The organism is Microbacterium sp. NPDC089695, assembly GCF_044749085.1.
In the GTDB taxonomy this organism is placed as follows: domain Bacteria; phylum Actinomycetota; class Actinomycetes; order Actinomycetales; family Microbacteriaceae; genus Microbacterium.
Map to the genome: position 1 here is coordinate 2168629 of NZ_JBIVHG010000001.1, position 26794 is coordinate 2195422.

Below are 26794 nucleotides of genomic sequence, written 5' to 3' on the forward strand. Positions count from 1 at the left end.
TCACGTCGTAGGATACTGAGGTTTGCAACACAACCGTCGTTGCGATGAATGAGTGGGCCCGTGACCGATACCCGAGATCTTTTCGCCGCCGTCCCGCGTACCGACTTCCAGACCCCCGGCAAGAGCCGCGGCCTGATCGATGTCGTGCGCTGGCGCTATCTGCTGCACCTTCTCGTACGCACCGGGGTGACGACCCGCTACCGCAACTCCGTGCTGGGGTGGACGTGGTCGTACGTGCGACCAGCGGCCCAGTTCCTGGTGTTCTGGGTGGTGCTCGGGATCTTCATGGATCTCGACCGTGGCCTGCCGAACTACGCCGTGTACCTGTTCTCGGGGATCGTCGTCATCAACCTCTTCTCCGAGGGGTTCAAGAACGCGACGACCTCGATCGTCGGCAACGCGCCGCTCGTGCGCAAGGTCTTCCTGCCGCGACAGCTGTTCGCCGTGTCGGCCGTGGTCGTGGCGTTCGTGCACTTCCTCCCGCAGGTCGGTCTGCTCCTCCTCGTCACGCTTCTCATGGGCTGGGCGACGCACATCTCGATCCTGTCCGTGCTCGCGATCTTCGCGGGGATGATCATCGTGATGGTCTTCAGCCTCGGACTCGGCCTCTTCTTCGGAGCGCTCAACGTGCGCTTCCGCGACTCCGAGAACATCGTCGAGCTCCTGCTGCTCCTCGCCACGTGGGCCTCTCCGGTGCTGTACGGCTGGACTCAGGTGCAGGACGCCATCGTCGACCGCCTGCACTGGCCGCAGTGGATCGTCGAGCTGTACATGCTCAACCCGATCACGCAGGGCGTCGAGCTGTTCCACTACGCGTTCTGGCGTCCGGCGACCGAGGGAATGGTGTCGGCGGCCGGATACGTCGGCGAGTCGATGATCGACATCCCGCCGGGTCTGGCGTGGAACACTCTCTGGACGTTCCTCATCGCCGTCGTCACGCTGCTGTTCGGACAGTTCGTCTTCCGACGCCTCGAAGGAAGGTTCGCGCAAGACCTATGACCGAGCAGACGGCCATCAAGCCGAGCATCATCATCGACGGCGTACGCAAGCGGTTCACGCTCAACCACGCGTTCTCGCTCAAGGACACCGTGGTCGCCTGGATCAAGCGTCGCAAGCTCACGAGCGAGTTCGAGGCGCTCAAGGGCGTCGACCTCGTGATCGGGGAGGGCGAGTCCGTCGCCATCCTCGGCTTCAACGGCTCGGGCAAGTCGACGCTGCTCAAGCTCGTCTCCGGTGTGATGGAACCCGATGACGGCGAAGTGCTGACGCGCGGGCGCGTCGCCGGGCTGATCGAGGTGGGAGCAGGCTTCCACCCCGAGCTCTCGGGACGCGAGAACGTGTTCCTCAACGCCGCGATCCTCGGGATGAAGAAGCACGAGATCGAGGCGCGATACGACGAGATCGTGGCGTTCAGCGAGATCGAGCAGTTCATCGACCAGGAGGTCAAGCACTACTCCTCGGGGATGTTCATGCGGCTGGCGTTCTCGGTCGCGATCCACGTCGAGCTCGACGTGCTGCTCGTCGACGAGATCCTGTCGGTCGGCGATGCGCCGTTCCGCGAGAAGTGCCGGTTGAAGTTCGAGCAGCTGATCTCCGAGGGCAAGACCCTCGTCGTCGTCAGCCACGACATGGAGATGGTGCGCGAGCTGTGCACCCGCGGGATCGTGATCAACAAGGGCGAGGTGGTCTACGACGGTGAAGTCGAGGGCGCCATCGCGCTGGTGGACGCGTGATCCTCGACTGGCTGGGCGCGGTGCCGGCGTTCGCCGTCGCCGTGCTGATCGTCTTCGGTCCCGGTCTTCTCGCCCTCGCCGGCGTGGGTCTGCGGGGTCTCGCCCTGGTCGCCTACGCGCCGTTGTTCAGCATCGCCGCGACGGCGATCGCCGCGCTGGCCTTCGGCGCCGTCGGGGTGGCGTGGACACCTCTCGCCTGGTGCGGTGCGATGGTCGTCCTGATCGCCCTCGCCTGGATCGTCGGCCGTGTGACGCGCGTCGAGAGCGTGCGGGAGAGCTTCCCGCTGCGATCTGTCCTGGTGGTCGGGCTGGCGCTCGGAATCGCCTTCGGCGTGTGGCGCATCGTGTCGTACATCGGCGATCCCGCGGGGATCTCGCAGACCAACGACGCGATCTTCCACATGAACGCCCTGCGCTACATCCTCGAGACGCAGGATGCATCCTCGCTGCACGTCAACGCCGTGATCGGCGGACGCAGCTTCTATCCGGCCGCATGGCATGGGATCGCATCGCTCGTCGCCATCGCCAGCGGAGCGGGCATCCCCGTTGCCGCGAATGTGCTGAGCGTCGTGATCGGCGCGGTCATCTGGCCGCTCGGTCTCGCGTGGCTCGCCCGCACGGTGTTCCGATCGAACGTGATCGCGGCGTACGCGGCCGTGCTGGCGTCCGCACTCCAGGCGTTCCCGCTGCTGATGTTCCAGTGGGGCGTGCTGTTCCCGAACGCGCTCTCGACGGCGATCCTGCCGGCGGGGATCACGGCGGTCATCGTCTTCACGCGGCGTCTCGCCGACTCCCGCGCCTGGCAGGATGCCGTGCGCCTCGCGCTCTTCACTGCGGTGACCGTCGCGGCGATCCTGCTCGCGCAGCCCGCTGCCATCCTGGCGTGGGGTGCGATCTGCGCCGTGTGGCTGACGTTCTTCGCGTTCTCGGCGCGGAGCGGGCTGTCGAGGGTCTGGGCCGCCGTGACGAGCGCCGTCCTCTGGATCGCTCTCGCTCTGTCGTGGGTCTATCTGTCGAGCGGCACGTCCGGCTCGCACTGGCCCGCCTTCCGCGGCAAGCTCGAGGTGCTCGTCGACGTGCTCCTGAACGGCCAGGTGCGGATCCCCGTCGCCGTCGGGGTGAGTGCGCTGATGATCGTGGGTCTCGTCATCGCCGTCCGACGTGTCGAGCTGCGGTGGTTCGCCGTCGCGTGGCTGGGTATCTCCGGACTGTACGTGCTCGTCGCCGCGATCGGAAACCCCTGGGTGCGCGAGACGATCCTGGGCGCCTGGTACGCGGATCCCTACCGCATCACCGCGCTCGCGCCCCTCGTGGTGATCCCGCTCGCCGCGCTCGGGCTCGATGTGCTGGTCCGCCTCGGGGCGCGGGTCCTGGGAAGAGACGGGGACTCCGCCGCCGTCTCCGCGACAGGCCTCGTACTCGCGGCCGTGGGCATGGTCGTCCTGATCCTGCTGCGCGGTGTGGCGATGCCGGCGTTCCTCGAGGGCACGTACGACCGGGAATCCCGCTACACGGCCGCGGCCGACTCCGACCTCAACCCCGATGAGCGGGCGCTGCTGGAAGCTCTTCCCGGTCTCGTGGAGGCCGATGCGCGGGTCTTGGGCAACCCCTCGACCGGAGCCGCGTTCGGGTACTTCCTCAGCGGCATCGACGTATACCCGCGCACCTGGTCGCCTCCGAAGACGGAGCCGTGGGAGGTCATCTCCGAGCAGCTCCGAGACGCGGCTACGGAGCCCGCGGTGTGCGAGGCGCTGGAGATCTACGGCGACCCCGAGTACGTCCTCGACTTCGGGCCGAGCGACGTCGGGTCGGGCAAGTTCCCGGCCCCGGGTATGACCGGCTTCGCGAGCAAACCCGGGTTCGAGCTCGTCGCGGAGGACGGTGCGGCCTCACTGTGGCGCATCACGGCGTGCGCACGGTGAGCTCTGCGGAAAAGTCGGTAGGATTCGAGGCGATGCGCCAGGTTGATCGATCCGTTCTCGTCGTCCTCCCGGCGCTGAACGAGCAGGATTCCGTCGCGGACGTCGTCCGCGAGGTCTGCTCCACGGTGCCGGACGCGCTGTGCCTGGTCGTCGACGACGGGTCGACCGACCGCACAGGGGAGCGCGCGAGGGCGGCGGGTGCCGAGGTGCTCACCCTTCCGTACAACCTCGGAGTCGGCGGGGCGATGCGCGCAGGCTTCCGCTTCGCCCGGGATCGCGGCTACCGCGTCGTCATCCAGGTGGATGCCGACGGCCAGCACGACCCCGGGGCGTTGCGCGAGTTGATCGACGGACTGTACGCCGGCGCGGACCTGGTGATCGGCGCCCGCTTCGCGGGGCGGGGTGACTACGGGGTGCGCGGGCCGCGTCGGTGGGCCATGAAGATCCTCGCGGTCGTCCTGAGCGGCGTCGCGAAGACGCGGCTGACCGACGTGACGAGCGGCTTCAAGGCGGCAGGCCCACGGGCGATCGACCTCTTCGCGGACAACTTCCCCGCGGAGTACCTGGGCGACACGATCGAGGCCCTCGTCATCGCGGCACGATCCGGTCTCACGATCCGTCAGGTTCCCGTCGCGATGAAGCAGCGGCAGGGCGGCACGCCCTCGCATCATCCGTTCAAGGCCGCGGTGTACCTGGTGCGGGCATGCGCGGCGTTCGCACTGGCCATGTTGCGCCCGCGCGACAAGGTGGAGGCGATATGAGCACCGCGACCTACATCTTCGGCATCGTCGCCGCGCTCCTGGCCCTCTACGCGATCGTCGAGCTCATGCGCCGCGGAACGCTGCGCGAGCGCCACGCCGTGTGGTGGTTCGTCGGCGGTGTCCTCGCCCTCGTGATCGCGGTGTTCCCGCAGACGCTCAGCTGGGCTGCTCGGGCGGTGGGGATCACGATCCCCGCGAACCTCGTGTTCTTCATCGCGATCGGTCTCCTCTTCCTCGTGAGCCTTCAGTACGGCGCGGAGCTCACGCGGATCGAAGCCAAGATGCGGGTGCTCGCCGAGCGCTCGGCGTTCCACGAGCACCGCCTGGAGGAGCTCGAATCGGAGATCCGCGCGAGAAGGCAGCGCGACGAGACGGGCGACGCGCAATCCGAGGCTCCCCAGTGAACGCGGCGCGGCGTGTGGTGATCGCGTCGAGGCTGTTCCCGCCGGAGGTGAGCGCCGGAGCCTTCCGCCTCGGGGCGCTCGCACGCGCGTCGACCCGTCGCGGCGACGCCGTGCGGGTCCTGACGACCGTGCCGCCCCCGCATGCTCCGCAGATCGACGACCACGACGGCGTCGACGTGTCGCGCTGGCCCGTGCTCCGCGACGCCGGCGGCAACGTGCGCGGATACGTGCAGTACATGAGCTACGACGTGCCGCTGCTGGTTCGGCTGCTCGGGACGCGCTTCGACGTCCTCGTGGCGGAGTCACCGCCGACGACCGGCCTCGTCGCGGTCGTCGTCGCCGCGCTCAAGCGCCGCCCCGTGGTCTACTACGCCGCGGATGTCTGGACCGACGGGGTCATCTCGATGGGGGCGCCGCGCTTCGTGGTCGCCGTCATGCGATGGATGGAACGAGCGGTGCTACGCCGTGCGCGCGCGATCATCTCGGTCTCGGACGAGGTCACCGAACGACTCGAGCTCCTCGGGGCGGACTCCGCCCGCATCACCACGGTGGGCAACGGCATCGCGACCGACGTCTTCGCGCCCGACGTGGTGCCGGTGCAGGCCGATGCTCCGTACTTCGTCTACACCGGCACGATGTCGGAGTGGCAGCAGCCCGATGTCTTCGTGCGCGCACTGCATCTCCTCGCGGATGAGGCGCCCGACGTGCGGATCGCCTTCTTCGGTCAGGGCTCGGTCGTGCCCGCGCTGCGCGCGCTCGCGGAGGAGATCGTGCCGGGCCGGGTCGACTTCGGCGGCGTCATCCCACCGGCGGACTCGGCGCGGTGGATCCGCGGTGCGGTGGGTTCGCTCGTGAGCATCGTGCCCGGGATCGGCTACGACTTCGCCCGACCGACCAAGACCTTCGCCGCGGCGTCGGTCGGCACGCCCGTGATCTTCGCGGGACCGCGCACGGGGGCAGCCCTCGTCGAAGGCGCCGATCTCGGGATCGCGACCGCGTTCTCCCCGGAAGCGGTGGCCGATGCCATGCGCGCTCTCCTCCGACAGGCCGAGGACGGCACGACCGAGCGGAAGCGACCGGAGCGTTCGTCCTGGGCGCGGGACACCGTGTCGCTGGATGCGGTGGCCGAGCGGGTGGCTCAGGTCGTCACGGACGTCGCGCGCGACTGACCGGGGGAGACGCCGCGCACACGTCAGGCGCCGTCGTCGACGATGCCGGTGTCAGCCGGCGGAGAGGTCGTCCAGCACGCGGCGCAGACGCTCGCCGGTGCCCGAGGCGGATGCATGCTCGAGCGCCCAGTCGCGACCTCTCCGCGCCTGCGCGGCGAGGTCCTGCGGCGCGCTGAGCAGTCGCTCGAGAGATTCGGCGAGGTCATCGGCGCGGGCGACCACCCAGGCATCCGACGCATCCGTCAGCTCGGTCTCGACCTCGGGATCCGCGCTGCAGACCATCACGCACTGCGCGGCCATCGCCTCGATCCCGAAGACACCCGGGATGTATGAGTGGAACTGGTTGAGGGCGATGTGCGCTCCGCGCAGGGCGGCGAGCACCTCGGTGTTGTCGGCGCCCGTCAATTCGCGGTACTCGAGCTCGGGATGCCGCGCCTGCACCTGTTCGATCGCCGCGCGGACCGCCGCCGTCCCCTTGATCACAGGCCGGGAGGGCGCGTGGATCACGATGATCCGGCTGAGGTCGTCGAACTTCGTCGTGTCGTCGACGAAGCGCTCATCGGGGTAGAGGTACGGGAAGGCGTGGGTCGCGCTCGTCATGTACGACAACTGGTCGACGCGGGCCGTGAAGATCGCCGATGCACGTCGGTCTGCGACGGCTGCGCGGCGGCGGCGCACCTGTTCGTAGTGCTCCGTGTCGTAGGGGGCACCTGATGCGTGGAGGATCGAGCCGATGTTCTCGAAGCCCGTCTCGGCCGCGAGCTCGGTCAGCAGCGCGGGGGAGCGGATGTCGCTGCCCGTGAAGATGATCACCGGGTGCCGGCGCCGAGCGCGGATGAAGGCGAGCTCCCAGTCGCGCTCGTCGACCGTGTGCTGCAGGAACCCCTCATGCCCCACGTACACGACTCCGCGCGCTCGCGGCAGGGCCCACCCGAGCACCATCGGGGCGAGGAACCAGCGGCGCAGGCGCGCGAACCGGGCACCGGGTCGTGAGATGACGATGTCGGCGCTGATGTCGTAGAACGGATGCTTCTCGGTGACGACGGTGAGGGAGCCGGGGATCGCCGCGCCGATCTGCTCGAGCATGGAGGCGACCTCCTGCACGCCGACGATCCACGAGATCCGGCGTCCGATGCCGCGGAACGGCCAGCACACCGCATATGTGGCCCAGAGGAGGACCTTCTGGGCGAGGAACAGGCGCGGGTTCATCCGATCGTCACGAGACGGATGCCGTGAGCGCCTCGGCCACGGTGTCCAGGTCGCCGTCGGTCAGCTGCGGATACAGCGGCAGCGTGAGAGCCTGCCGATGCGCGGCAGTGGCAGCGGGAAGCGCTGCCTCTTGCGATCCGAACCTTTCGACGAAGACGGGCTGCAGGTGCATGCCGTACGTGCCGAGCGTGGTCTCGACGTCGTGCTCCCGCATGCGTCGGATGACCCCGTCGCGGTCGATCGACGGGTCGAGGGTGACCACGTACGACTGGAACGAGTGCTCGAGGCCCTGCGGAGTGACCGGGGCGTGCACTCCGTCGATCGCGCTCACGCGCTCCGACAGCGATGCCGCGAGGCTGCGGCGACGCTCGAGGATCCAGTCGAGCTTCGTCAGCTGGGCAAGGCCGATCGCGGCGTGCACGTCGCTCATGCGGTAGTTGAAGCCGACGTCGACGAACTCCATGAAGAGGTCGCCGCGCACCGCTCCGTGCGTACGCAGCACCTGCAGACGCTCCGCGAGAGCCGTGTCGTCGGTCGTGATCATCCCGCCTTCACCGGTCGTGATGATCTTCCGCGGGTGGAAGGAGAACACACCTGCCGTTGCGAGAGAGCCCGCCGCGCGTCCGTGGTACGTGGCGCCGAGCGCGCACGCCGCATCCTCGATCACCGGGAGCCCGTGCCTGCGGGCGACCTCGTTCACGGCATCCATGTCGGCTGTCAGACCGAACGCGTGCACCGGCATGATCGCGCGGGTGCGTGGCGTGATCGCCGCCTCGATGAGGGCGGGGTCGATGTTGAAGGTGTCAGGGCGGATGTCGACGAAGACCGGCACCGCGCCCTGCTGCGCAACGGCGTTCGCGGTGGCCGGGAAGCTGAAAGCGGGCATGATGACCTCGTCGCCTGCTTCGACGCCCAGGGCCACCAGAGTGAGATGGAGACCCGTGGTCGCGGAGCTCACCGCGTATCCGTGGGCGGACGTCGTGACGGCCGTGATGCCCTTCTCGAACTCGGCGGCGCGCGGCCCCTGCGTGAGGTAGCCGCTCTCGAGCACCGTGCGGACGGCGTCCAGCTCGTCGGCCCCGGTGAGGGGGACGTTCAGTCTCACTGGAACAGCCCCCGGTACCAGTCGACGATCTCTTCGAGAGCCGCATCCGTGAGGGTGGGCGTCTGGTGCGGCATCACCTTCTGCAGACGCGAGACGTCGGCGAGATGGGTGCGGACGTCTCCCGGACGCTCGGCACCGTGGATCACCGGGTGGTCGGGGGCGCCGAGCGCGTCGAGCAGACGACGGACGAGCTCGTTGATCGAGGTTCCGGTGCCGGTCGCGAGGTTGAGGACCTCGCCGCGGGCGGCGGGCGTGTCGTGGATCTGCACGACGAGGTCGGCCGTGTCGCGCACGAAGATGAAGTCGCGAGTCTGCTCGCCGTCGCCGAAGATCTCGATGGGCTCACCCGCCAGCACCTTGCGGATCACGATCGGCACGATGCCGGCGTAGGAGCCGGGGTTCTGTCGGGGACCGATGTTGTTGAAGGGGCGGATGACGGTGGCGTCGATGCCGAACGTCTGGACGTAGGACTCGATGATGTGATCCGCCGCCGACTTGCTGGCGGCGTAGGGGGTGATCGCGTCGTGCGGGTGCTCCTCGTCCATCGGCGTGTAGCGCGCGGAGCCGTAGGCCTCGGAGCTCGAGAGGTGCACCAGTCGATCGGCGAGTCCGCGGCGCACGATCTCGCAGAACGTGGTCGCGATGCCCACGTTGGTCTGCACTGTCCACGCCGGGTACGTCAGCGACGTGGGCAGCGGCACGACCGCGAGGTCGAAGATGGTGTCGATCTCGTTCGCCGTGACGACGTCCTGCATCGCCGCGAGGTCGGAGGCGTCGAGGCGGATGATCTCGATGTCGGGACGGGCCGCGCGCGCGGCGTCGAGGTTCGTCTCGTTGCCGAGGAAGAAATTGTCCACGACCGTGATCTTGCGAGGATCGTCGGCGATCAGGCGGTCGACGAGGTGACTCCCGATGAAGCCGGCGCCGCCGGTGACGAGGACGGACTTGGAGGTGACAGACATGCTTACGTAGCCCCGGTTTCGTGTCGTTCGGATGTCAGCGACGGTCATCCCGTGCCAGGATACTGATGCTATCAACCCCGCCCTGAGGAGCCGGTCATGCACGACCCCGAGCCGCACCCCGTCGCATCGCCGCTGCCGCCGAATCCGTACCACCCGCTCGCCTGGATCGTCGGCGAGCCCGTGATCGGCGACGATGTGTGGATCGGCGCCTTCACCGTGATCGACGGCAGCGGCGGGCTGACGATCGGGCGCGGATGCGACATCGCCGCCGGTGCTCAGATCTACACCCACTCCACCGTGGCCCGCTGCGTGAGCGATCGGGCGAGGGAGATCGAGCGGGTCTCGACGCGGATCGGCGACAACGTGCACGTCGGGGCGAACGCCGTCATCCTCATGGGGGCCGATATCGGGGCGCACAGCATCGTCGCCGCCGGTGCGGTCGTGAAGGAGGGCACTCGGGCGCCCGCCTATAGCGCACTCGTCGGCGTGCCGGCGCGCATCATCCCGGACGGCGCGCGCAAGTTCGCTGAGGGGTCGCCCAGCGACTGAGGGATAGACTGACTGACCGTTGAGTCTCCGCCGCCCGCGGAGCGATCCGAGGAGCTTCTGAGTGACCCAGCATTCGCGCGCACGCGTGGTCGATTCCGCCGACGTGTCCCCGAACGCCGTCATCGGTGACGGTTCGTCCATCTGGCATCTCGCGCAGGTCCGCGAGGACGCCCGTCTCGGTGAGAACTGCATCGTGGGGCGCGGCGCCTACATCGGCACCGGCGTCGTGATGGGCGACAACTGCAAGGTGCAGAACTACGCCCTCGTATACGAGCCGGCGAAGCTGGGCGACGGCGTCTTCATCGGCCCCGCCGTGGTGCTGACCAACGACACCTATCCGCGTGCGATCAACGCCGACGGCACGATCAAGAGCGCGCACGACTGGGAGCCGGTCGGCGTGACCGTCGAGCGCGGTGCCGCGATCGGCGCCCGAGCGACCTGTGTCGCTCCCGTGACCATCGGCGCCTGGGCGACGGTCGCCGCCGGCGCCGTCGTGGTGAAGGACGTCCCCGCCTATGCGCTGGTCGCCGGCGTGCCGGCCAAGCGCATCGGCTGGGTGGGGGAGTCCGGCGTCCCCCTCGCCGCCGGCGACGTCCCCGGCACCTGGACGTGCCCCGCCACGGGCGATCGCTTCATCGAGACTGACGGAACACTGAGCAAGGAGACCGCGTGAGCGAGTTCATTCCCCCCGCAAAGCCCATCATCGGCGACGAGGAGCGCGAAGCCGTCGACCGCGTACTCCGCAGCGGCATGGTCGCCCAGGGACCCGAGGTCGCCGCATTCGAGCAGGAGTTCTCGGCGCACTTCGTGCCCGGACGCCCCTCGGTCGCCGTGAACTCCGGCACCGCGGGGCTGCACCTCGGTCTTCTCGCGGCCGGAGTCGGCGCGGGTGACGAGGTCATCGTGCCCTCGTTCACGTTCGCAGCCACCGGCAACTCGGTCGCGCTCACAGGCGGCACTCCGGTGTTCGTCGACATCGAGCCCGAGACCTTCACCCTCGACCCCGAGGCCGTCGCCGCGGCGATCACGCCGCGCACCAAGGGCATCCTCCCCGTGCACCTGTACGGCCACCCCGCCCGGATGCGCGAGCTCGAGGCCCTGGCTGCAGAGCGCGGCGTGGCGCTGTACGAGGATGCCGCACAGGCGCACGGCGCAGCTCTCGACGGCCGCCCGGTGGGGTCGTTCGGCGACTTCGCGATGTTCAGCCTCTACCCGACGAAGAACATGACCAGCGGCGAGGGCGGCATGGTCACGACCGCGACCGACGAGATCGCGCGCCGGGTCAAGCTGCTGCGCAACCAGGGCATGGGGCGCCAGTACGAGAACGAGGTCATCGGCTTCAACGCGCGCATGACCGACATCCATGCCGCGATCGGCCGTGTGCAGCTCACCAAGGTCGACGCCTGGACGAAGACCCGCCAGCAGAACGCGGCGTTCCTCGACGCGAACCTGCAGGGCGTCGTGGTTCCGCCGGTCGCCGACGGCGCCGTGCACGTCTACCACCAGTACACGGTGCGCGTGCCCGAGGACCGCGACGGCTTCGTGGCGGCGCTCAAGAGCGAGCACAACGTCGGTGCGGGCGTGTACTACCCCATCCCGAACCACCGTCTGCCGTCGCTCACGCACTTCGCTCCGGGTCTCGACCTGCCCGAGACCGAGCGCGCCGCGCGCGAGGTCGCATCGCTCCCCGTGCACCCGTCCCTGAGCCAGAACGACCTCGAGCGCATCGTCGAGGCCGTCAACGCCGTCGCGAAGGCAGGCGCCTGATGGCGTTGCGCGCCGGCCTCCTCGGCGTGGGAATGATGGGACGCCACCACGCCCGTGTCCTCCGTGAGCTCGACGGCGTCGACCTGGTCGCGATCGCCGACCCCGGGGGAGACCCGCACGGGGTCGCGGGTGACCTCGACGTGCTGCCCGACATCGACGCGCTGATCGGCGCGGGGATCGACATCGCCGTGGTCGCCGTTCCCACCCGCTTCCACGAGGACGCGGCGCTCAAGCTCGCGGCCGCCGGCGTGCACACGCTCGTCGAGAAGCCGATCGCTCACACGCTCGAGGCGGGTCAGCGCATGGTCGACGCGTTCGCTGCGGCGGGGCTCGTCGGTGCCGTCGGGCACATCGAGCGGTTCAACCCGGCACTGCAGGAGCTGCGCCGTCGCATCGAGGCCGGGGAGCTCGGCAACGTCTACCAGGTGGCGACCCGCCGCCAGGGGCCGTTCCCGTCGCGTATCGCCGACGTCGGCGTGGCGAAGGACCTCGCGTCGCACGACGTCGACCTCACGGCGTGGGTCGTGCAGAGCAACTACGAGCGCGTGTTCGCGCAGACCGCCTTCAAGAGCGGTCGCGAGCACGAGGACATGATCACGATCACCGGCCGCACGGCCTCCGGTGTGATCGTGAACAACATCGTGAACTGGCTGTCTCCGATGAAGGAGCGCCTCACGGTCGTGACGGGGGAGAAGGGCGCTTTCGTCGCCGATACGTCCACCGGCGACCTCACCTTCTACGCCAACGGCACGATCCCCCTGGAATGGGAGTCGGTGTCGTCGTTCCGCGGGGTCTCCGAAGGAGACGTCACGCGCTACGCGTTCGCCAAGCGCGAGCCGCTGCGCGTCGAGCATGAGGCCTTCCGCGATGCCGTGCTCGGGCATGAGACCGACGTCGTGACCATGGAGCAGGGACAGCGCACTCTCGCGGTCGTCGAGTGCGCGCTGCGGTCGGCGCGCGACGGCGTCGCCATCGCTCTCTGACCTCATGGCGCATATCTTCCGCACCCTCCGGCGGCTGCTGCCGTTCCTGCCGGCGTCTGCGCGCACGTTCCTGATCGTGTTCGGCGTCGTGAGCTCGGCGCTCGCCGTCGTCGACGTGGTGGCGCTCATGCTGCTCGCCCTCACGCTCGCGGCCAGTGTCTCGGGACAGGACATCGTGCTGCCCGTGATCGGCACGATCGCCGCAGATCAGGTGTTGGCTCTGATCCTCATCCTCGCGGTCGTGGTGATCGCGAAGTCCGCGGCGAACGTGTGGCTGCAGTGGATCGCCACGCGGCGATTCGCCTCCTACGAGCTGGCTGTGGGGCAGGAGCTCTTCGGCGCCTACATCCGCTCGTCGTGGACCGACCGGATCTCGCGGAACAGCGCGCAGATCGTGCAGATGTCCGACAGCGGCATCGCGAACGTGATCGCGGGTTTCCTCCTTCCGGTCACGACGCTGCCGGGTCTGCTGGTGACCTCGGTGGGAGTGGTCGCGGTCATCGTCGTGGCGCAGCCGGTGACGGCCCTGGTGACGATCGTCTATCTCGGCGGGATCGCCGTGCTCCAGTACTTCGTGCTGAGCGGCAAGACCCGGCAGGCTGCGCGCGTCGCGAGGGATTCGTCGCTCCGCGTGGCGACGCTGATCTCGGGCATGGTCGCCTCGCTCAAGGAGATCACCCTTCGCGGAAAGGCCGACGAGGTCAGCGAGGTGATCCGGGTCAACCGGCGCCACACCGCGCAGGCACGCGCGAACGCCGGATTCCTCGCGGCTGTCCCGCGCTTCATCTTCGACGCGGCGATCATCGGCGGGTTCGTGATCGTCGGCGGGGCGGCGTTCTTCGTCGGCGGCATGGACCAGGCGATCTCCGCGGTCGCGCTCTTCGGCATCGCGGGGTTCCGGCTGGTGCCGTCACTCACCGGATTCCAGTCCGTCCTGACCAGGACGATCACGTCGTCTCCGTACGTCGACGCGGTCATCGCCGACGTCGAGGCGTCGAAGAAGTTCCTCGCCGATCGGGAGGAGCTGGGCAAGGAGCCCCTGCCGGGTGCTCCGCGTCTCCTCGAGCTCTCAGGAGTGGAGTTCACCTTCCCCGGTGGCGAGGTGCCGGCGGTACGTGACGTGAACCTGCGGATTCCGATCGGCACGACCGTGGGCATCGCCGGAGCCTCGGGCGCCGGGAAGTCGACGCTGGTCGATCTGCTCCTCGGTCTGCTGAGTCCGACGGCCGGTTCGATCCGGATCGACGGCCGCCGGCTGGAGGACGTCCTCGAGGCGTGGCGCACCCACGTGGGCTACGTGCCTCAGGAGGTGACGCTCTTCGACGGGTCCATCGCTCAGAACATCGCGCTCAAGTGGGGCGCGGAGGTCGATCTGGCCAGGGTCGAGGACGCAGCCCGCCGTGCCCAGCTGTGGGACGTCATCGAACAGCGCGCGGACGGCTTGCAGACGCAGGTGGGCGAGCGCGGCCTGACGCTCTCCGGCGGGCAGCGCCAGCGGCTCGGCATCGCGCGGGCGCTGTACAGCGACCCGCTGATCCTCGTGCTCGACGAGGCGACGAGTGCTCTGGACACCAAGACCGAGGCCGATGTCTCTGCGGCGATCCGCAGTCTCCGCGGCGACGTGACGGTCATCGCGGTCGCGCACCGGCTGAGCACCATCATGGAGTCGGATCAGATCCTCTTCATGCAGGACGGGACCGTGGCGGCGAACGGCACCTTCGCCGAGGTCGTCGCTGCGAACCCGGCGTTCGCCGCGCAGGCGAAGCTCGCGGGTCTCGCGTGAGGGCGGCCCGATGAGCCTGCGCAGACGTCTCCTCGGAGCTGCGCGCGCCATGACGGGTCTCGTGCCCGATGGACTTCTCGCCCGGGTGCTCCCCGGTCCGCTGCGATGGGATCAGGCGCGGATGCGGGCGTCGACGCCGCCGCAGGAGCCCGTTCGACTCCTCATCGCGCCGACGAACTCCGCGGGCCAGGCTCACCTGTGGGCGACGGCCGCGGCGACGCACCTCGACGGAGTGGGCGCGGTCAACCTCATGACCACGAACGACCGCACAGAGCGGTTCGCCTTCCCTGCCGATGTCGCGGTTCCCGAGAGCGGGTACCTGTTCGCCCGCGGGTGGCAGTCTCGACAGCGACGTGCGATCCTCGAGGGATTCAGCCACGTGCTGCTCGAGTCGGGCAGATACCTCTACGGGCCCGTGCCCTGGCGTTCGCCGCTCGACGTCCTCGACGGCCTCGCGGCCCGCGGCGTGCGCATCGGACTCCTATGGCACGGCAGCGACATCCGGGTGCCGAGCGCGCATGCCTCATGGGAGGCAGACTCGCCCTTCGGGGAGCGCGGCGCCTACCCGGCATCCTCGACCGCGGTGCTCGAGGCGAACGCCCGGGAGCGTCGTCAGATGATCGCCGAATCCGACTACCCGGTGTTCGTGTCGACCCCCGGCCTGCTCGACGTACCGAGGTCGCAGTGGCTTCCGGTCGTCGTCGACCCCGAGCGCTGGCGGTCGGACACGCCTCCGTTCTCAGGGGAGGTGCCGGTCGTGGCGTACGTCCCCAGCAACTCCGCGATGAAGGGCGACGACTCCGTCGACCGTCAACTCGACGTGCTCCAGCGCGAGGGCGTCATCCGTTATCGGCGCCTCGAGGGCATCCCCGCCGCCGACATGCCCGACGTCTACCGGAGCGCCGACATCGTGCTCGACCAGTTCCGGCTGGGGGATTACGGCGTCGCAGCGTGTGAGGCGATGGCGGCAGGCCGTGTCGTGATCGGTCACGTCCACGACGATGTCCGAGCGCGAGTACTCGCGCAGACCGGCGCCGAGCTGCCGATCGTCGAATCCCGCTTCGATCGGGTGGGCGAGACCGTCAGAGAACTCGTGATCGACCGCGAGAGCGCGAGGCACCGGGCCGCCGGCGGACCGGCCTTCATCGCACGCGTCCACGACGGGCGACTGTCCGCGAGCGTTCTCGCGGATTTCCTCGGAGCTGCGGCTCCCACCTTCGGACTGGAGAGCTCCCATGACTGAGACGCGTCGTCCCCGCATCCTGTGCATCTCGTTCTCCGACATCACCTCGGACTCCCGTGTGCTTCGCCAGCTCGACGTCTTGGCCGATTTCGGCGAGGTGACGACCCTGTCGTACGGCGATCGCCCTGCGGCGGCGGACGACCACATCGAGATCCCCCGGCACCTGCCGTCGCTGGCGCAGACACCCGTCGGCGTCCTCAAGCTCGCCCTGCGCCTCTACCGCTCGGTCGAGGTTCAGGCTCCGGCCCTCGCCGAGGCGCTGCGGCTGCTCGGCGATCGTGAGTTCGACATCGTCGTGGCGAACGAGGCACGAGCCCTGCCGCTCGCCTTCCGCGTTCACGGCGCGCCGCGTATCTGGTGCGACCTGCACGAGTGGGCTCCCGAGGAGCGCACCCACGTGCTCTCGTGGAAGCTGCTCGTCTCGCCCTTCATGCGCTGGGTGTGCGCGGAGTATCTGCCCCGGGTCGACGCCTCGACGACGATCAACGACTCGATCGCCACGATGTACTCGGATGAGTTCGGCACGATGCCCGAGGTCGTCCGCAACGCCATCGCGTACCGCCCCGATCTCGCTCCCTCGCCGCGCAGCGAGGGCACTGTCCGTCTCGTGCACAGCGGCGGCGCGGTCCCCGGACGCAACATCGAGGCGATCATCGACGCCGTCGACCTGCTCGGCGACGGATACACACTCGATCTGTATCTGATCCCCTCGCGTCAGGGCGATGCCTACTGGAGAGATCTCCAGGCCAGGATCGACGCGAGTCCGCGCACGACGTTGCACCCGCCGGTGGCCCCGGACGAGTTGCCGCAGACGCTCAACCCCCACGACCTCGGCGTGTTCATCCTGCCTCCGCTCACACCGAACCATCGCTACATGCTGCCGAACAAGTTCTTCGACTTCGTTCAGGCGAGGCTCGGCATGGTGTTCGGTCCTTCGGTGGAGACGGATCGCCTGATCGCGGACGAGCGGCTCGGGGTGATCACGCCCGGCTACACAGGTGAAGACGTCGCGGCGACGATCAGGCGACTCGACTCGGACGACATCGACGCTTTCAAGACTGCGGCGAACGACGCGGCTGAGCGATTGTCGTCGTCGCGCGACGTCGACGTCGAGCGGGGCATCCTGGACAGGCTGCTCGACGCCCCGCGCTGAGCCGGAGAAGATTGCGCCGCCGCTGCTGCTGTTGCTGCTGCCGCTGCCGCTGTGCGGCTAGCCGCGGCCCTCGCGCGCTCTCTGAGACGTGAGCAGCGCGCGGGCCGGGGCGAGGCCGAACACTCCTCGTGCCCCTGTTCGACCCCAACGGCGCAGAGCGGTCCATGCGGCCAGCACGGCGTCCCGCTCCAACGCGACGATGAGGTCGGCATCCGCTACCGCAGCCCGGAACGCGGGATTGCGACGCGCGGCGGCAGCGAAGCGAAACCCGCCGTCGAGCGGCGTGAGCCGCTTGGCCGTGCGTCCGATCACGGAGCGCTCGAGAGTGGCCGAGAGCCGGTTGCGCCGCGGAAGCGCGCCGGCACCGAGTCGCAGAACGGGGAATTCGAGGTCGGCATCGCTTCCTGAGGCCGAGACACCGGTCGCGCTGTCCGCGGAACCGTCGATCCCGAGCGAGTCGAGCGACGTCGCGAACGATCCGGCGGGGGACAGCAGGAGTATCTTCACTTCGTCGACTCTCCTTGTGTGTGCGATCCCCGACGCTCCGTCCACGACCGGATTCGCGGCTCGAGCTGAGCATTCCGAGAGTACTGCTCCGCTTGGCGTCGCGCGTCCGCTCGTTGCGACGGGGTCTGAGAGAGGGCGTACTCGGCAGTCGCGATGAAGGCGTCGGCGATCGCCTCTGTGGTCATGGCCGCGGCTCCGTGCCAGCCGGGGTAGGGTGCCAGCGTGCGGGATGTCTCGTTGGCCGGATCGTGCACTGAGACGATAGGCAGCCCCGTGGAAGCGTACTCGTACACCTTGCCACCCGTGATGAAACGTCCTGCTCCGAAGGTGAGGACCAGCGCGTCGAACGTGGCATACGTCGATGCGATCTCTCCGCGCCCCACGGGGCCCAGGTAACGGATGTCGTTCGCGGCGAACTGATCCATGGCGCGTACCATGTTCTTCCCCGGGACGCCGAAGTGATCGAGGTAGCCGTAGAGATCCATCCGCGCGCGTCGGACGAGTGGGCTCCGCTCCCTCGCGAGCGCCCATCCGGCGACGAGTTCTTCCATGGGGACGGCGCCCGAGATGGTGCCGATGTATCCGAAGACGAGCACATCCTCCGGTTCGCGCTGGCGGGGCGCGAAGGTCAGTGCCTGGTCATAGCCGTTCTCGACCACGAGGAATCTCTCGGCGTGGTCAGGATACTGTTGCGCGTACCAATCGCGGATCGGGCGGTTGACGAACCAGACTTCCTCGGCATTCTCGACGAGACGGCGCTCCCACCGACCGGCACGGCTCGCAGGATCGATGACACGGCGACCCGAATAGATGTCGACCGCCCAGGCGTCGCGGTGATCCATGACTGCCGGCACGCCGAACTCCGTGCTCAGAACGTACCCGGGGATGAAATCGACGTTCGGGTTGGCCGTCCCGATCGTGAGGTCGACGGGGTCTTCCCGGTGGATGCGGCGAGCGGCCTCCTCGAGGATGGGGCGCCAGCCACCGTAGTTCCGCTCAGGGAACGCTCGTCGGCCCCGCCATGCCTGGATCGTGTTCCAGATCTCCGGCGCGTGGGCGCGCAGCCACGACCAGTCGCTCAAGTCGTTCGCGAACGCCCCCGACGTGAACGGCACTCGCACGATCCGGATCGAGGGGTCGACCTGCGCCTCGAGCGTGAGGTCGACGCCGGTGGACATCTCGAAGACCTCTCGCGGCACCGTGAGGACGGTGACCTTCCATCCGGCACGAGCGAACGCGTTCGCCGTGGCCCATGCGCGGTAGACGCCGCTGCCGCGCGAGGGCGGGTACCCCCATGCCACGTAGAGGAGGTGCGGTTGAGTGGTGCTCACTTCTTCTCCGACTCTCGGGTCTTGGGGTGCGGTGCCGCGGCGGTCGATGCCCGGCGGGCGACGATGCCGTTCTGCCACGATCGCAGTCGTCGTTCGACGGGTCGCTCGACGAGTACGTGCAGAGCCCACGCGAGTACGATCGACGCCGCGAGCAGGAGCAGGATCCAGGCCACGCCCGCCCACCCGTGCTGAGGGCCGAGAGCTCCGAGGACGATGTAGATGAGCGTCGCATGGATGAGGTAGAACGCGTACGACCATTCGCCGAGAGCGACGAGCGGACGGAGTCGGCTCACCCGCGTCCGTCCTGCGAGATCTGCTGCGGCGAAGGCACAGATCAACAGTGCGAACAGCGCCGTCATGATCTCGCTCACGTAGGAGGTCGCGAGGAAGAGCACGAACTCGAGCCGAGGAACGCGCTCCAGCACCTGGAGCCCGAGGAGGAAGGCTGCGAGCAGTGCGACGGGGACCCAGACCGGGACACGGGGACGCCAGCCCAGACGGATCGCCCAGGCGAGGCACATACCGATGATGAATTCATTGATGCGCAGGATCGGCCAGGGGAGACCGGCCAGCCATCCGCCCGGGTCGACCACCATCACTGTGCGTGCGACCAGACTCAGCGCGAGCACGCCGATCGCGGTCCACAGAGCACCGCGGCTGCTGAGCAGGCGAAGCACCCGGGTGATGAACGGGTGCATGGCGTAGAAGAACATCTCGGCGGTGAGAGTCCATGCGGCCGGGTTGCCCGCGAAGAGCACGGCGGGATCACGCGACCACCCCTGCAGGAGGAGCAGGCACAGGACGAGGACAGCCACGTCGAACGGCTTCACCCAGGTCTGGGCCGGATCGGGCGAAAGACTGTAGAAGACCGGGATGGCGATGATGAGCGTGACGACGTGCAGAGGATAGATCCTCGCGAAACGGCGCCAGTAGAACGTGCCGATCCCGATTGTCGGTCGCCACGACCACGTCAGCACGAACCCCGAGAGGATGAAGAAGAACGCCACTCCGAAGTTTCCATAGCCGGCGATCTCTCCGAGGGGTGCCGGCAGCGGGACCACGTTGCGGATGTGGAAGAAGAAGACCGCGAGAGCGGCCCACCACCGCAGGCTGGTCAGGGAGTCCAGTCGGGGCGTCCGCGCGTCGGAGACGAGTGCGCTGACCATAGGCTTCCCATTGTAGGTGTCTCGGTCGACGCGCATGGCCCGTAAACTCTCCCATCGTGAAGATCGTCAGCGTCGTGGGCGCGCGCCCGCAGTTCGTCAAGCTCGCTCCCATCCACAAGGCGGCGGTCGCCGCCGGTGTCGACCACGTGATCGTGCACACCGGGCAGCACTACGACCCGATGCTCTCGGATGTGTTCTTCGAGGAGCTCGGGATCGGGGCCCCGCACGTGCACCTCGGAGTGGGCAGCGGCTCGCACGGAGTGCAGACCGGTGCGATGCTCGCAGCCCTCGATGCCGTGTTCGACGAGCACCGGCCCGACTGGGTCCTCGTCTACGGCGACACGAATTCGACCGTCGCCGCCGCCCTGAGCGCCGTGAAGATGCACATCCCGGTCGCGCACCTCGAAGCCGGGCTGCGCAGCTTCAACCGCCGGATGCCGGAGGAGCACAACCGGGTGATGACCGATCACGCCGCCGACCTCCTGCTCGCGCCCACGCAGGTGGCGGTCGATCATCTCGCGACCGAGGGACTCGCCGAGCGCACGGTCCTGGTCGGCGACGTCATGACCGACGTGCTGCTCGAGGTCCGCGACGAAGTCGCCGACACCCCGTCCGCTCTGCTCGAGGAGCTGAACCTGCCGATCGGCGGCTATTACCTCGCCACGATCCACCGCGCGGAGAACACCGACGACCCCGCGCGCCTCGCCGACGTCGCCGCGGGGCTGGCCGCGCTCGACAAGCCGGTCGTCCTGCTCGCGCACCCCCGGGTCGTCGCGAAGGCGGCCGCCCACGGGATCGAGCTCACTCAGGGATCGCTGATCGCGCACGCTCCGCTCGCATACGCCGACCTGATCGCCGCTGCGCTGTCGAGCGCCGGAGTGGTCACCGACAGCGGGGGTCTGCAGAAGGAGGCGTTCCTCCTGCGCGTGCCCTGCACGACCGTGCGCACGGAGACCGAGTGGGTCGAGACGATCGACCTGGGCTGGAACGTGCTCGCGAACACGGCCGAGGAGATCGCGGCGGCTGCGACCCGGCCGCGTCCCGAGGAGACCGACGCCGCGCCCTACGGCGACGGGCAGGCGGCCCGTCGGGTCGTCGAGGTGCTCTCCGCCGCGACCGCCTGAGCGCGCTGGCGCCGCTCGGCGATCGTCCGGTCTCGGCCCCATAGACTGGATACCATGCGTATCGCCGTCGTGGCCCTCGGAAAGATCGGGCTCCCTCTCGCCGTCCAGTTCGCCTCCTCCGGTCACGACGTCATCGGCGTCGACGTCAACCAGAAGGCGGTCGACTCCATCAACGCAGCCCGTGAGCCCTTCCCCGGCGAGGCCGAACTGCAGGAGCGCCTCGAGGAGCTGATCCCGGCTGGCCGCCTCCGCGCGACCACCGACTACGCCGAGGCGATCCCCGGGGCCGATGCGGTGGTCCTGGTCGCCCCGGTCTTCGTGGACGACGAGACGTGGGAGCCCGACTTCAAATACATGGATGCCGCGACGCGGTCTCTCGCCGAGCACCTGACGCCCGGCACGCTCGTGTCGTACGAGACGACGCTTCCGGTCGGTACGACCCGCACCCGCTGGAAGCCGATGCTCGAAGAGGGCTCGGGACTCACCGAGGGCGAGGACTTCTTCCTCGCCTACTCGCCCGAGCGGGTGCTCACCGGGCGCGTCTTCGCCGACCTGCGCAAGTACCCCAAGCTCATCGGCGCGCTCTCGGACGAGGGCAACCGTCGTGCACGCGAGTTCTACGAGGCGGTGCTCCAGTTCGACGAGCGCCCGGACCTCGCGCAGCCGAACGGCGTGTGGGATCTCGGCAGCACCGAGGCGTCCGAGATGGCGAAACTGGCCGAGACGACCTATCGTGACGTCAACATCGGCCTGGCGAACCAGTTCGGTCTCTTCGCCGCCTCGCACGGCATCGACGTGTACAAGGTCATCGACGCGTGCAACTCGCAGCCCTACAGCCACATCCACCGACCGGGTATCGCGGTCGGCGGGCATTGCATCCCCGTCTATCCGCGTCTGTACCTCTCGACCGACGGGGATGCCGACATCGTGCGCGTCGCCCGCCAGCTCAACGCCTCCATGCCGGAGCGCCTCGTCGACCAGGCGGCCGGTCTGCTCGGCGACCTCGCCGGGCAGAAGGCTGTGGTGCTCGGTGCCGCATACCGCGGTGGTGTGAAGGAGACCGCGTTCTCCGGCGTCTTCCCGACCGTCAAGGCGCTCAAGGAGCGCGGTGCCGAGGTCGTCGTGCACGACCCGCTCTACACGGGTGAAGAGCTGCGCCGGCTCGGTTTCGAGCCGTACGAGATCGGCGGTCCCGTCGATCTCGCGATCCTGCAGACCGACCACTCGGACTACCGCGACCTCGGTCCGGAGCAGCTCCCCGGTGTCAAGCTCCTGGTCGACGGACGAGCGGCGACAGACGCCGAGCGTTGGGCCGGCGTGCCCCGGCTGGTCGTCGGGCAGGGCTGATGTCCTGGCTCGACCAAGGGGGAACCTTCGTTCTCGCCTCGGTCGTGCTGTTCGTACCGGGGGCAGCGGCCGCGCTGACTCTGCGTCTGCGCGGGTTCACCGTCCTTGCCGTGGCTGCTCCGCTGTCGCTGGCCATCCTCGCGGCGGCCGGTCTCATGAACGTGGTCGTCCCGTTCCGCTGGAACGCGGCCGCGTGGGTGGTCAGCGCCGTGCTGCTCGTCGTCGCCGCCTTCGCCGTGCGGGTCGTGATCGCCCGGGCGATCCGTCGGGGGAGCATCTCGGCTCCTGAGCGCACCGGTCGCGGTGGCTGGACGGAGGCCGTGCCGTTCATCGTGCTCGGCGTTGTCGCGATCCTCTCCGGTGCGCGGCTGGCTGCCGCCTTCGGGGCGCCGTCGCACATCTCCCAGACGTTCGACAACATCTACCATCTGAACGCGGTGCGGCAGATGATGGACGACGGCGTCATCGCCCCAACGCGGCAGCTCCTCCCCGGTTTCTACCCCGATCTCTGGCACATCGTCGTCTCGACGGTCTCGCAGCTCAGCGGCGCCGGCGTCGCCGAGTCCGTGAACGTCGTGAGCATCGTGCTCGGCGCCGTCGTCTGGCCGGTCTCCTGCATCTGGCTGACACGCACCGTGGTCGGGGCGCACATGGGCGCGACGATCGCGGCGGGAGCCCTCGCGGTGGGGATGACGGCGTTCCCGCTGCTCATGCTCGACTTCGGTGTGCTGTACCCGAACGTGCTCTCGATCGCTCTCCTGCCCTCGGCCATCGCCGCGGTCGTCCTCGTCACCGGAGTGGGGCGCGGCGATCGACCGGACCCGATCGTGCGCTGGGTGCTCCTCATCGCCGTCGTGCCGACCATGGCGCTGGCGCATCCGAGCACGCTGATGGCGTTCTTCCTGCCGGCGTTCCTCCTCGCGTTCACGGGTCTCGCGCTGTGGTGGCGCTCCGAGGTCGTCGCGCAGCGGGCGCGGGCGCGTCGCGGCTGGTCGTTCGTCGCCGTGCTCGGAGCGTTCCTCCTCGCGGTGACGCTGTTCGTCGTGGCGCGCCCGACGCCCGAGCTGGCGTTCTGGCCCCCCTCCGCCACCGTCCAGGTCGCGTTGACCCATGTGGTCTCCGGGGGCCTCGTGTGGCGGCCAGCGGCATGCATCGTCTCCGTCATCGCCGCGATCGGCGTCCTCACGATCGTGATCGTCCGACGCTGGCGACGTCAGTGGTGGCTCGTGGGCTCGGTGCTCGGGCTGATCGTGCTGTACATCGTGTGCGTCTCTTTCCCCATGAGCGGATTCCGTTACGGTCTCACCGGCACCTGGTACCAGGACGTCTATCGCATCGCCGCGCTGTTCCCCGCCATCGTCGTGCCGCTCGGGGCGATGGGCGTCGTGGGCATCGCCGGCGTCGCATCCGCTGCCCTCTCGCGAGGTGCGTCCGGTGTCGGTCGGGTCGTCCCCGTCGCGCTCGGCGCCCTGGTCGCGGTGGCTCTTCTCGTGGTCACACAGACCGGTGAGGCGATGGCGGTCGAGACGCGGAACACCGCTGCCGTGTACCGCCAAGGTCCCGATTCGCCGCTGGTCACGGACGACGAGCGCGCGCTCCTCGAACGGCTGCCCGACACGGTGCCCGCCGACGAGACGATCGTCGGCAACCCGTGGACCGGCACGTCGCTGAGCTTCGCGCTCGCCGACCGGCGTGCCCTGATCCCGCACATCTTCCAGGAGCTCTCGCCCGACATGCGGATGATCACCGAGCGTCTGGACCAGGCCGGCTCGGACCCCGCGGTGTGCGCGGCTCTCACGCGCACGTCCACGCGCTGGGTGCTCGACTTCGGCACCGCGGAGATCCACGGCGGCGATCACGCGTACCCCGGTCTGTCCGACATCGGCGCCGTCGCGCGGCTCGTCGACCAGGTCGGCGACGCCCGCCTGTACGAGATCACCGCCTGCGACTGATCGGTGTGTGGCCCGGGTGCGTCCGATGCCGGGTCATTCGACGGGGGCGAACGGCTTCCGATCCGGCGTGTCGGGAGTCGCCTGGATGTCGAGCTGCAGGGCGGCGAGGAGCATCTGGAACCCGAGCATCAACGGCAGTGCTGCCAGCATCACCGTGGCGGCGGTCGCGACGACCGATGCAGCGATCTGGAACATCACCCAGACCGCGATGCCGAGGCCGATGACCGTGAAGAGCAGTCCGGCGAACAGCAGCAGGGCTATGGGGGAGAACGACCACAGAACGTAGCGGTACCAGATGCGCGACCAATAGCCGACCGTGAGGCGGTGGAGCAGCTCAGGGATGACCTTTCGCAAGCGGATGCTGGAGACCTCGTCGCCGTAGACGGCAGGGATCGGCACATCCGTCGCAGACACCTGGGCGATGTTGAGCCGGATCAGCAGATCGTTCTCGAAGCTGTACCGCCGGGCGACGCGGTCGAGCGAGATGCGTCGCAGGACGTCCGTGCGCACGGCCGTATAGCCGTTCTGCGGGTCGAAGAGGTTCCAGTACCCCGAAGACATCTTGGTGAAGAACGACAACACGATGTTCCCGAACACGCGATGCCCCGGCATCCCGCGGAACGATTCGGGGGAGTAGAAGCGATTGGCCTTCGCGAACCCGAAGCCGCCGTCGGTCACCTGGTCGAGTAGGGCGGGAAGGTACGCGGGGTCCATCTGCGCGTCACCGGCCATGACGACGTCGACATCCGCCCCCAGCTCCATCGCCGCGCGATGCGCCGTGATGATCGCGCCGCCCACACCCTGGTTCTCCTCGTGGCGAATCAGCGTCACGCGCGGATCGTGCAGATCGGTCACCACGCGGCTGGTCTCGTCGGGGCTGCAGTCGTCGACGATCACGATGTGGTCGACGAACGCCGGCATCGTGGCGACCACGGTCGCGATCATCCGCTCTTCTTTGTACGCGGGGACGACGGCGGCGATCACGGCGTTCTTATACATCTCGCCTCCCGGGTCGTCTCTCGCTGAACACCCAGTGACGATACGCGAAGTAGTTCCAGACCGTCGTAGCCACGACGGCGATCACCTTGCCCGTCAGCCAGCCGGCGCCGAGGGCATCGACGGCCCAGACGATCCCTGTCGTCGCCACGGTGTTGAACGCCACCAGGGCGGTGTACCTTGCGACGCTCGGGACGACCCGGGAGTCGGACGCGAACGCGATCACTCGCTGCGCCGTGTAGGTCACCGCGAAGGACGCGAGGAACGCCACCGTCGTCGCGATGGGGAGGGGCACGCCGAGAACGTCGTGCGCGAGCCAGAGCAGGAACACGTCGACGACGAAGCAGAAGCCGCCGACCATCAGGTAGCGGACGGCGTCGTGCTTCCAGAGTCGTCCCGCGACCCGACTCACGAGATTCGGCATGGTGACAGTCTCGCAGACCGTTTGCACAGGTCCCGCGTGCGCGCGCCGATACGATAGAGCACATGGATCTTCTCGTCGTCGGATCGGGCTTCTTCGGTCTCACCATCGCAGAGCGGGCGGCGAACGCCGGCCGCAAGGTCACGGTCATCGACCGTCGTCACCACATCGGCGGCAACGCCTACAGCGAGGCGGAGAAGGAGACGGGCATCGAGGTGCACCGTTACGGCGCGCACCTGTTCCACACCTCGAACGCGACCGTGTGGGAGTACGTCAACCGCTTCACGACCTTCACGAACTACGTGCACCGCGTGTACACGACCCACAAGGGCACCGTGTTCCCGATGCCGGTGAACCTCGGCACGATCAACCAGTTCTTCCAGTCGGCGTACACACCCGATCAGGCGCGCGCCCTCGTGCGCGAGCAGGCGGGGGAGTTCGACGTGAAGTCTGCGGCGAACTTCGAGGAGAAGGGCATCGCGCTCGTCGGCCGCCCGCTCTTCGAGGCATTCTTCCGCGACTACACGGCGAAGCAGTGGCAGACCGATCCGCACAAGCTCTCGGGCGACATCATCAGCCGGCTGCCGGTGCGGTACACGTACGACAACCGCTACTTCAACGACACGTGGGAGGGCCTGCCCACCGACGGCTACACCGCGTGGATCGAGCGCATGGCCGATCACCCGAACATCGAGGTGAAGCTCGGCGTCGACTTCTTCGACGAGTCGCAGCCGCTGAACAAGAACGCGATGGTCGGACAGGTGCCGATCGTGTATACGGGTCCGGTCGACCGCTACTTCGACTACACCGAGGGCGCTCTGAGCTGGCGCACTCTCGACTTCGAGCAGGAGGTGCTGCCGATCGGCGACTTCCAGGGCACGAGCGTCATGAACTACCCCGACATGGACGTACCGTATACGCGCATCCACGAGTTCAAGCACTTCCACCCGGAGCGCAAGGACGTCTACGAGTCCGACAAGACGGTCATCATGCGGGAGTTCTCGCGCTTCGCCGAGCGCGAGGACGAGCCGTACTACCCCGTGAACACCTCGGCCGATCGCGAGGGCCTGCTGGCGTATCGCGACCTCGCCAAGGGTGAGAAGGACGTGCACTTCGGCGGACGCCTCGGCACGTACCAGTACCTCGACATGCACATGGCCATCGGCTCGGCGCTGTCGCTGTGGAACAACACTCTCTCCTAGACTCA

General features: G+C 68.5%; 25 protein-coding genes. 17 read left to right on the top strand and 8 right to left on the bottom strand.

What is annotated here, in order from left to right; translation table 11 throughout:
* The first annotated feature begins 60 nt into the window (after positions 1 to 60).
* The 6 genes from ACIPYT_RS10410 to ACIPYT_RS10435 are packed head-to-tail and all read left to right on the top strand — an operon-like array spanning position 61 to position 5989.
* Positions 61 to 999, top strand: a complete 939-nt coding sequence (locus ACIPYT_RS10410; RefSeq protein WP_401073369.1) for an ABC transporter permease — start codon at positions 61 to 63, stop codon at positions 997 to 999.
* Positions 996 to 1733: an ABC transporter ATP-binding protein gene (locus ACIPYT_RS10415; protein WP_401073372.1), complete on the top strand. Its 738-nt coding sequence runs from the start codon at positions 996 to 998 to the stop codon at positions 1731 to 1733. Before ACIPYT_RS10410 ends, ACIPYT_RS10415 begins: the two co-directional genes overlap by 4 nt.
* A complete protein-coding gene (locus ACIPYT_RS10420; protein WP_401073375.1) occupies positions 1730 to 3655 on the top strand; it encodes a DUF6541 family protein in 1926 nt (641 codons plus the stop codon). The genes ACIPYT_RS10415 and ACIPYT_RS10420 overlap by 4 nt, the downstream gene beginning before the upstream one ends.
* Before the next feature lie 32 nt (positions 3656 to 3687).
* The gene (locus ACIPYT_RS10425) at positions 3688 to 4416 is read left to right on the top strand and encodes a glycosyltransferase family 2 protein (protein ID WP_401073378.1); all 729 of its coding nucleotides are present in this window, start codon (positions 3688 to 3690) and stop codon (positions 4414 to 4416) included.
* The gene (locus ACIPYT_RS10430) at positions 4413 to 4820 is read left to right on the top strand and encodes a DUF2304 domain-containing protein (RefSeq protein WP_401073380.1); all 408 of its coding nucleotides are present in this window, start codon (positions 4413 to 4415) and stop codon (positions 4818 to 4820) included. The genes ACIPYT_RS10425 and ACIPYT_RS10430 overlap by 4 nt, the downstream gene beginning before the upstream one ends.
* A complete protein-coding gene (locus tag ACIPYT_RS10435; RefSeq protein ID WP_401073382.1) occupies positions 4817 to 5989 on the top strand; it encodes a glycosyltransferase family 4 protein in 1173 nt (390 codons plus the stop codon). Before ACIPYT_RS10430 ends, ACIPYT_RS10435 begins: the two co-directional genes overlap by 4 nt.
* A 51-nt stretch (positions 5990 to 6040) precedes the next feature.
* Here the strand turns inward: ACIPYT_RS10435 and ACIPYT_RS10440 are convergent, their stop codons facing one another.
* Genes ACIPYT_RS10440 through ACIPYT_RS10450 form a run of 3 tightly spaced genes read right to left on the bottom strand, consistent with a single transcriptional unit; the run spans position 6041 to position 9265 of the window.
* Positions 6041 to 7198 carry a glycosyltransferase gene (locus ACIPYT_RS10440; RefSeq protein ID WP_401073385.1) on the bottom strand — a complete coding sequence of 386 codons (1158 nt, stop codon included), beginning with the start codon at positions 7196 to 7198 and terminating at the stop codon, positions 6041 to 6043.
* A gap of 7 nt (positions 7199 to 7205) precedes the next feature.
* Positions 7206 to 8303 carry a DegT/DnrJ/EryC1/StrS family aminotransferase gene (locus tag ACIPYT_RS10445; protein WP_401073388.1) on the bottom strand — a complete coding sequence of 366 codons (1098 nt, stop codon included), beginning with the start codon at positions 8301 to 8303 and terminating at the stop codon, positions 7206 to 7208.
* Positions 8300 to 9265 (bottom strand): dTDP-glucose 4,6-dehydratase, encoded by a 966-nt coding sequence (locus ACIPYT_RS10450; RefSeq protein WP_401073390.1) that lies wholly within the window; start codon positions 9263 to 9265, stop codon positions 8300 to 8302. The genes ACIPYT_RS10445 and ACIPYT_RS10450 overlap by 4 nt, the downstream gene beginning before the upstream one ends.
* A gap of 96 nt (positions 9266 to 9361) precedes the next feature.
* Here ACIPYT_RS10450 and ACIPYT_RS10455 point away from each other — a divergent pair, with 96 nt between their 5' ends.
* From ACIPYT_RS10455 to ACIPYT_RS10485, 7 genes are all read left to right on the top strand, one after another.
* Complete coding sequence (locus ACIPYT_RS10455) at positions 9362 to 9814, top strand: acyltransferase (protein ID WP_401073393.1); 453 nt, start codon at positions 9362 to 9364, stop codon at positions 9812 to 9814.
* A 61-nt stretch (positions 9815 to 9875) separates the two neighbouring features.
* The gene (locus ACIPYT_RS10460) at positions 9876 to 10487 is read left to right on the top strand and encodes a DapH/DapD/GlmU-related protein (protein WP_401073396.1); all 612 of its coding nucleotides are present in this window, start codon (positions 9876 to 9878) and stop codon (positions 10485 to 10487) included.
* Entirely contained in the window at positions 10484 to 11581 is a 1098-nt protein-coding gene (locus ACIPYT_RS10465; RefSeq protein WP_401073398.1) for a DegT/DnrJ/EryC1/StrS family aminotransferase, read from the top strand. The genes ACIPYT_RS10460 and ACIPYT_RS10465 overlap by 4 nt, the downstream gene beginning before the upstream one ends.
* On the top strand, positions 11578 to 12564 hold the full coding sequence (locus ACIPYT_RS10470; protein WP_401074814.1) for a Gfo/Idh/MocA family oxidoreductase: 987 nt from the start codon (positions 11578 to 11580) through the stop codon (positions 12562 to 12564). Before ACIPYT_RS10465 ends, ACIPYT_RS10470 begins: the two co-directional genes overlap by 4 nt.
* Before the next feature lie 4 nt (positions 12565 to 12568).
* Complete coding sequence (locus ACIPYT_RS10475; protein WP_401073401.1) at positions 12569 to 14347, top strand: ABC transporter ATP-binding protein; 1779 nt, start codon at positions 12569 to 12571, stop codon at positions 14345 to 14347.
* A gap of 10 nt (positions 14348 to 14357) precedes the next feature.
* Positions 14358 to 15590 (top strand): hypothetical protein, encoded by a 1233-nt coding sequence (locus ACIPYT_RS10480; protein WP_401073403.1) that lies wholly within the window; start codon positions 14358 to 14360, stop codon positions 15588 to 15590.
* Positions 15583 to 16743 (top strand): hypothetical protein, encoded by a 1161-nt coding sequence (locus ACIPYT_RS10485; protein WP_401073405.1) that lies wholly within the window; start codon positions 15583 to 15585, stop codon positions 16741 to 16743. The genes ACIPYT_RS10480 and ACIPYT_RS10485 overlap by 8 nt, the downstream gene beginning before the upstream one ends.
* Positions 16744 to 16800: 57 nt before the next feature.
* On the opposite strand, the gene ACIPYT_RS10490 is transcribed toward ACIPYT_RS10485, so the two are convergent.
* Genes ACIPYT_RS10490 through ACIPYT_RS10500 form a run of 3 tightly spaced genes read right to left on the bottom strand, consistent with a single transcriptional unit; the run spans position 16801 to position 19747 of the window.
* Positions 16801 to 17250 carry a hypothetical protein gene (locus ACIPYT_RS10490; protein WP_401073408.1) on the bottom strand — a complete coding sequence of 150 codons (450 nt, stop codon included), beginning with the start codon at positions 17248 to 17250 and terminating at the stop codon, positions 16801 to 16803.
* Positions 17247 to 18581, bottom strand: a complete 1335-nt coding sequence (locus ACIPYT_RS10495; RefSeq protein ID WP_401073411.1) for a glycosyl transferase — start codon at positions 18579 to 18581, stop codon at positions 17247 to 17249. Before ACIPYT_RS10495 ends, ACIPYT_RS10490 begins: the two co-directional genes overlap by 4 nt.
* The gene (locus ACIPYT_RS10500) at positions 18578 to 19747 is read right to left on the bottom strand and encodes an acyltransferase family protein (RefSeq protein ID WP_401073414.1); all 1170 of its coding nucleotides are present in this window, start codon (positions 19745 to 19747) and stop codon (positions 18578 to 18580) included. Before ACIPYT_RS10500 ends, ACIPYT_RS10495 begins: the two co-directional genes overlap by 4 nt.
* Positions 19748 to 19803: 56 nt before the next feature.
* On the opposite strand from ACIPYT_RS10500, the gene wecB reads away from it, so the two are divergent.
* The 3 genes from wecB to ACIPYT_RS10515 are packed head-to-tail and all read left to right on the top strand — an operon-like array spanning position 19804 to position 24170.
* A complete protein-coding gene (wecB, locus tag ACIPYT_RS10505; protein WP_401073416.1) occupies positions 19804 to 20871 on the top strand; it encodes a non-hydrolyzing UDP-N-acetylglucosamine 2-epimerase in 1068 nt (355 codons plus the stop codon).
* A gap of 54 nt (positions 20872 to 20925) precedes the next feature.
* Complete coding sequence (locus ACIPYT_RS10510; protein WP_401073419.1) at positions 20926 to 22218, top strand: nucleotide sugar dehydrogenase; 1293 nt, start codon at positions 20926 to 20928, stop codon at positions 22216 to 22218.
* Complete coding sequence (locus ACIPYT_RS10515) at positions 22218 to 24170, top strand: DUF6541 family protein (RefSeq protein WP_401073422.1); 1953 nt, start codon at positions 22218 to 22220, stop codon at positions 24168 to 24170. Before ACIPYT_RS10510 ends, ACIPYT_RS10515 begins: the two co-directional genes overlap by 1 nt.
* A 33-nt stretch (positions 24171 to 24203) precedes the next feature.
* Here the strand turns inward: ACIPYT_RS10515 and ACIPYT_RS10520 are convergent, their stop codons facing one another.
* Together ACIPYT_RS10520 and ACIPYT_RS10525 are read right to left on the bottom strand one after the other, a co-directional pair.
* Complete coding sequence (locus ACIPYT_RS10520; protein WP_401073424.1) at positions 24204 to 25169, bottom strand: glycosyltransferase family 2 protein; 966 nt, start codon at positions 25167 to 25169, stop codon at positions 24204 to 24206.
* Complete coding sequence (locus ACIPYT_RS10525) at positions 25162 to 25590, bottom strand: GtrA family protein (protein WP_401073426.1); 429 nt, start codon at positions 25588 to 25590, stop codon at positions 25162 to 25164. Before ACIPYT_RS10525 ends, ACIPYT_RS10520 begins: the two co-directional genes overlap by 8 nt.
* Positions 25591 to 25652: 62 nt before the next feature.
* Between ACIPYT_RS10525 and glf the strand changes: the two genes are divergently transcribed.
* A complete protein-coding gene (gene glf, locus ACIPYT_RS10530; RefSeq protein ID WP_401073429.1) occupies positions 25653 to 26789 on the top strand; it encodes a UDP-galactopyranose mutase in 1137 nt (378 codons plus the stop codon).
* Positions 26790 to 26794 lie beyond the last annotated feature (5 nt).